Consider the following 5845-nt stretch of genomic DNA (forward strand, 5'->3'; position numbering starts at 1 on the left):
ATCCACACCCGGGCCCACCGCGCGCACCACGCCCGCGGCCTCGCTGCCCAGGATGCGCGGCAGCGGGACGTGGGCGTCGTACAGGCCCCGGCGACGCTCGGTGTCCGCGAAGTTCACCCCCGCGGCATGCACTCGCAGCAGGACCTCACCGGGCCCCGGCGTGGGCTCCGGCACGTCCTCCCAACGGAGGACCTCTGGTCCTCCCACCTGGTGGTAGCGGATGACTTTCATGCGCGCAGTCCTAACGTCCGCCCGCATGCCTGTCAGGGATGAATTCCCACCGCCGTCCCTCGGCTGCGAAAGGAGCGGACTCCCCACATGCGCCCGGCGACGAAGCAGCCCCCGATGAACCCCCAGCACCTGCCGGTCTCCGCTCCCTTCGCGGCCCGCTGGCGTGGCCTCGCGGCCCTCCACGGTCCCCAGCCCGGCTCCTGAAGCGTCCCCGGCCCCGTCACCTGACGCGGCCTGGCACCTGGAGGCCGGGCTCCCGACAAGGGGACCCCGGCCTCTTTTCGTTTCCCCTTCTTCACACCTGAAGGCCGCGCACGGGGTGCAGCCTGGATTCCAAATCCGGGCGAGCAGGGTTCGACTCCCTGGCGGCCTGTCCCGAAAGGCCCCGTGTCATGGAAACGCTGGTCCTCAGCCAGTCCTATGAACCCGTCGCACGCATCCCGTGGCAGCGCGCCATCCACCTGCTCTTCCAGGGCAAGGTGGAGGTGGTGGAGGAGTACGAGGACCGCGTCGTGCGCTCGGTGACGGTGGAGCTGCGCATGCCGTCCGTCATCCGCTTCGTGCGCGCCCTGTGGAAGGGCCCGCGCGGCATCCGCTTCAGCCGTGAGAACGTCTACCAGCGCGACCACTGCCGCTGTCAGTACTGCGGCCGCAAGGTCACGCGCCCGGAGGCCACGTATGATCACGTGGTGCCGCGCGCGCAGGGAGGCGTCACGAGCTGGGACAACATCGTCATCGCGTGCGTGCCCTGCAATCAGCGCAAGGGCAACCGCACCCCGGCCCAGGCGCGCCTGACGCTGCTCACCCTGCCCGCGCGGCCGAAGAAGCTGCCCAACGCCGTGCACCTGTCGTTCCTCGTCGAACAGGGCGTGCCCCTGTCCTGGCGCAAGTTCCTGAGGGACGTCGCCTACTGGCACACGGAGCTGGAAACCTGAGTCCCGCCGGTGCCGGGACTTCGCTTCCGTGCGGCAACGGTTAGAGTGCCGCACGTCGAGGGGGCGTTCCGGACCACATGGCGACGAGGAAGAACGAAGACCAGGAGCGGCTCATCGACCGCGACCTCACCGCGATGGCGCGCGAGGGCAAGCTGCCCGCGGCGTACGGCGTGGATGTCGCCGTGACGGAGGTGCTGGGCCTGCTGACGCGAGGAGGCAAGCACCCCCTGCTGGCGGGCGAGCCCGGCGTGGGCAAGAGCGCGCTCGTGCAGGAGGTGGCCCGCCGCATCGCCGAGGGCCGCGTGGACGGGGACCTGGCGCAGGCGCGGCTGGTGGAGGTGTCCGTCGCCAACATCCTCGCGCGCAGCACCCAGCGCCAGGCGGCGGAGAGCTTCGAGGAGCTGCTCACCCACCTGGGCCGGCACCCCTGCCCCATCGTCTACATCCGCGACCTGCCGGTGGCCCTGGGCGGCCCCCTGGCCCCGGTGGCCGTGCGCGCGCTGCGCACCGGCGGGCTGCGCTTCATCTTCGAGACCGAACCCAAGCGCGTGCAGGAGCTGCTGCGCGCCGACGAGGCCCTGGCCGAACGGCTCCACCTGCTGCCCCTCAACGAGCCGCCGCTGGACAAGGCCCGCTGGATTGTCGGCCGCGTGGCGGAGGAGCTGGAGCGCGACCTGCGGCTGCCCATCGACCCGGCGGCGTGCGACCTGGTGCTGCGGCTGTCCGCGAAGTTCCTCCTCGCGCAGCACATGCCGCGCAAGGCGATTGAGCTGCTCAAGGAGACGGCGGCGGAGGCCGCGGGCGTGGCGCGCGACCACGTGGGGCCGGAGGACGTGCTCACGCGCTTCTGCGCCGCCACGCGCCTGCCCCGCTTCGTCGTGGACGACGCGATGCCGCTGGACCTGGAGGAGACGGAGCGCTTCTTCGGGGAGCGGCTGCTCGGCCAGAACGACGCGGTGGCGGCGGTGCTGCGCTCGGTGGCGCTGCTCAAGGCGGGCCTCAATGATCCGCGCCGGCCGCTGGGCGTGTTCCTCTTCGCCGGCCCCACGGGCGTGGGCAAGACGCAGCTGGCGAAGCTGCTGGCCGAGTACCTCTTCGGCTCCGCGGACCGGCTGGTGCGCCTCAACATGGCGGACTACCCGAACGACGGCGACGAGAGCGTGCCCTTCGGCGCGTCGTGGGCGCCCGCGCTGGAGACGCGGCGGGGCGAGCTGTCCGCGCTGCTCGACGGCAAGGTGTTCACCGTGCTGCTGCTGGACGAGTTCGAGAAGGCGGCCCGGAGCGTCCACGACCGCTTCCTCCAGCTCTTCGACGAGGGCACCTTCGTCAACGGCGCGGGTGAAGCGGTGTCGTGCAACAACACGCTCATCGTGGCCACGTCGAACGTGGGCTCGGAGGTGTACCGCGAGGCGGGCCTGGGCTTCGCCGCGCACAAGCGCGCCGAGGAGCAGGTGTCGGAGGTGGACCGCCGCATCGCGGAGGCCTTCCGTCCGGAGTTCCTCAACCGCTTCGACGCCATCTGCCACTTCCGTCCGCTGTCCCGCGTGGACATCCGAAAGATTGCCCAGCGCGAGGTGGGCCGCGTGCTGGAGCGCGAGGGCATCCGCGCACGCGCGCTAGACGTGGAGGTGACACCGGAGGTCGTGGACCGGCTGGTGGAGCGCGGCTACTCGCCGCAGTTCGGCGCGCGCTACCTGCAGCGCGAAATCGAGAAGACGCTCACGGCGGCGCTGGCGGTGGAGATCGCCCGCCGGCCGCTGCCGCCGGGCACGCCCGTGCGCGTGGAGGCCCGTCCCGGAGGCCGCGTGGTGGCGGTGGCCGAGCCCGTCCCGCCGCCGCGTGAAGTGACGGCGCAACTGCTGTTGCCGTCGGCGAAGGCGGCGGCGGTGAAGCGCCGGTTGGACCGCAAGTCCCTGCTCTTCGAGATGGACCGGCTGGTGGGTCGCGCCCGGGCCCTGGCCGAGTCCGCGGGACGGCCGGAGCTGGAGGAGCGCCGCGCCGCGCTGCTGGCGGAGACGCAGGCGCCGAACCTCTGGGATGATCCGCTGCACGCGGCGGACGTCATCCGCGCCTTCCGCACGGTGGAGGCGCAGATTGGAGAGCTGGAGCGCCTGGAGGCCGCGTGCCTCTTCGGGCGGCGGCTGGTGCGCGAGGCGAAGAACGAGGTGCAGCTCGCCTCCGCGGCGCGGCAGGTGGAGGACGTGGCGCGCGAGGTCCAGATGGCGGAGGCGCTGCGGGCGTCGGGTGCGACGCCGCTCGACAACGAGGCGCTGGTGGACATCTGCGCCAGCGACACGTCGGAGCAGCAGGACGTCTGGGTGCAGGAGCTGGCCACGATGTACCTGGGCTGGGCGCAGCGGCGCGGCTACGAGGCCACCGCCGTGGCGGAAGCGGAGACGCCCGCGCGCGTGGTGGTGCGCATCGCCGGGCCGGGGGCGTACGGCTTCCTCGCGGGCGAGGCGGGACTGCACCGCCGGCTGGAGGACGAGAAGCGCCAGCGCGCGTACGTGCGCGTGCACCGGGGCGGACCGCTGGAAGAAGTGGAGCGGGAGCTGCTGGTGTTGGAGGGCCGCCCGGTGAAGAGCCGCGAGGGCGAGTACCTCCAGCGCGTGCGCAACGAGGTCACGGCGAAGGACGAGGCCACGGGCCGCATGTTGACGCTCATCGGTGCCGGAGAGCTGGAGGAGCTCAAGGGCATCGCCGCGCGCGTCGTCGCCGGCCAGGGCGCCAGCACCGACGAGGCCCGCCGCTACTTCCTCGGCCGTGGCGCCCGAGTGGAGGACCCGCGCACCGGCGCCGGGACCCCGCGCGTGAAGGACGTGATGCGCGGTGAGCTGGACGTCTTCATCGCCGCGTGGATCTCCCGGCCACCGCCGGAGTCATCCACGCCACTTGTCTGAGGCGTATCGTTGGAGCATCAGGGCATGAAGCCGCGCCATGCCCTGGCGCATGTCTGTCTTCACCTGCGGCATCGCCATCGCGGAGCTGAAACGTCAGGGCAGGAAGCCGCGTGCCACGCCCTGCCGCATGGCTTCCGCGAGCACGTCCAGTCCCTGTGCGGTGTTGATGCGCGAATGGGACGTGGCACCGCTCACAATCTGGACCGCGCCGCCCAACACGAAGGGCAGCGGCCTCCGCCCCAGCCGCAAGAGCCGTTCGTCGTAGAAGGCCGTGGGTGCGCGCTCGCGCAACAGCTTGGACAGGGCCACCATGTTCGCCGTGCGCGACGGCTGCATCGCGGGGCCCAGGCAGGAGAAGTCCAACCCCAGCTCCGGAATCACCGCGCCGCGCCCGTCGCGGTCGAAGACGAAGAACTGCTGCGACGTCTCCTCCTGCGAGCCGCGCACGCTCGTCTCCGTCGTCTTCGTCATCTTCAGGCCGCCCGTAATCAGCGCCGTGCCCAGCGCCACCGAGGTCTTCTTCTCGGTGTGCTCGCTCTGCGTGCGCACGGAGCTGTTGCCCCGGAGGATGACCGTCACGTCCTCCCAGGCCAGCGTGAGCGGCGCTCCCGAGCGGGGGGTGAACGTCCCCTGCGTCGCACCGAACGTCACCGTCCGGGCCGTCACGCGCTCCGCGGTCTCCGCTTCGTCGATGGCGAGCGCCGCGAGCCCCGCATCCTGGAGCCGCTTCACCAGCGCATCCGCCGCTTCAGGCGCAAGCCGCGCGAGCAGGGCGGGCGGCTCCGGGGCCAGCCGCATGCGGGCCTCCGCCGGGGCCATGCCCGCCGCGGCTGCGAGCACCTGCGCTGCTTCGGGGACTTCTCCCGCCGGACGGACGAGCGCGACGATCTTCATGGCTTTTCCCCACCCCTGCGTTGGCAAGCCGGCAGTGGGACGCATCCTCGCGCGAAAGCCGCCAGCACGCATCCGAACGCTGGCGCCCCGGGGACATTCCCTGGCGACGCCAGCGCGAGACGGGCTCAGTCGAGCAGGTGCGGGTTGCGCAGCAGCAACACCGCGGCCTGCACGGTGCTGGTGTAACCGTTGAGCTTGCCGGTGCGCGTCAGCTCGCTCACGTCACGCACACCGGTCTCCGCGAGGACGCGGTCCACCACGCCCTCGCCCTGGTTGTAGGCCGCGAGCGCCAGCCGCCAGTCACCGTAGCGCGCATGCAGCGCCTGGAAGAGGGCCGCGGCGGCCTCCGTCTCCCGGGCCATGTCCAGCCGCTCGTCCTTCGCGGCCTCCACCTTCAAGCCATAACGGCGCGCCGTCTCCGGGATGAACATCCACACGCCCGCGCCCCGCTGCCCCGGCGCCAGCGACGGCACGCGCGACGTCTCCGGCAGGTTGCTCACCGCCGACTCCACCATCGCCACCGCGAGCAGCCCCTCCGGAAGGGACTTCGAGCGCAGCGTGCCCGTCAGCGCCTCACGGTGCACCGCGAGGTTCGCCAGGGCCTTGCGCATGAAGTCGCGCCCCTTCGGCGTGTTGACGAACCGGTTGAGCTGCTCCACCACCGCGGCATCCACCACCACGGGCAGGTCGCCCTCCTGCTGCCCCGCCGTCGCGAGCGCACGGGCCTCCGTGAGCGACACCGCCCTCCCCCGCACCGCGCCCTGCGCCCACAGCGCCAGCGGCGCGAGCACCAGCGTCAGGGAAAACACCAGGCCCAGGGCACGACCGGAACGACGAGGACGGGGTTCGAACAGCATGTGGATTCTCCTGACGGTGGGGTGGGAC

At 72.0% G+C, this 5845-nt stretch carries 5 protein-coding genes; 2 read left to right on the forward strand and 3 right to left on the reverse strand.

The window, feature by feature from the left end:
- On the reverse strand, positions 1-231 hold a 231-nt coding region (locus tag D7V97_RS38960), incomplete at its 3' end, for an alcohol dehydrogenase catalytic domain-containing protein (protein ID WP_158623548.1).
- A gap of 392 nt (positions 232-623) precedes the next feature.
- On the opposite strand from D7V97_RS38960, the gene D7V97_RS38965 reads away from it, so the two are divergent.
- Both D7V97_RS38965 and D7V97_RS38970 read left to right on the forward strand, forming a co-directional pair.
- On the forward strand, positions 624-1166 hold the full coding sequence (locus D7V97_RS38965; RefSeq protein ID WP_120615653.1) for an HNH endonuclease: 543 nt from the start codon (positions 624-626) through the stop codon (positions 1164-1166).
- Between the two features lie 77 nt (positions 1167-1243).
- Complete coding sequence (locus D7V97_RS38970; RefSeq protein ID WP_120615654.1) at positions 1244-4066, forward strand: AAA family ATPase; 2823 nt, start codon at positions 1244-1246, stop codon at positions 4064-4066.
- A gap of 93 nt (positions 4067-4159) precedes the next feature.
- On the opposite strand, the gene D7V97_RS38975 is transcribed toward D7V97_RS38970, so the two are convergent.
- Together D7V97_RS38975 and D7V97_RS38980 are read right to left on the reverse strand one after the other, a co-directional pair.
- Entirely contained in the window at positions 4160-4960 is an 801-nt protein-coding gene (locus D7V97_RS38975) for a hypothetical protein (protein ID WP_120615655.1), read from the reverse strand.
- 125 nt (positions 4961-5085) lie between these two features.
- Positions 5086-5817, reverse strand: a complete 732-nt coding sequence (locus D7V97_RS38980) for a transglycosylase SLT domain-containing protein (protein ID WP_233583517.1) — start codon at positions 5815-5817, stop codon at positions 5086-5088.
- Positions 5818-5845: the final 28 nt, after the last annotated feature.

Origin of the sequence: Corallococcus sp. CA053C (assembly GCF_003611675.1) — a bacterium.
In the GTDB taxonomy this organism is placed as follows: domain Bacteria; phylum Myxococcota; class Myxococcia; order Myxococcales; family Myxococcaceae; genus Corallococcus.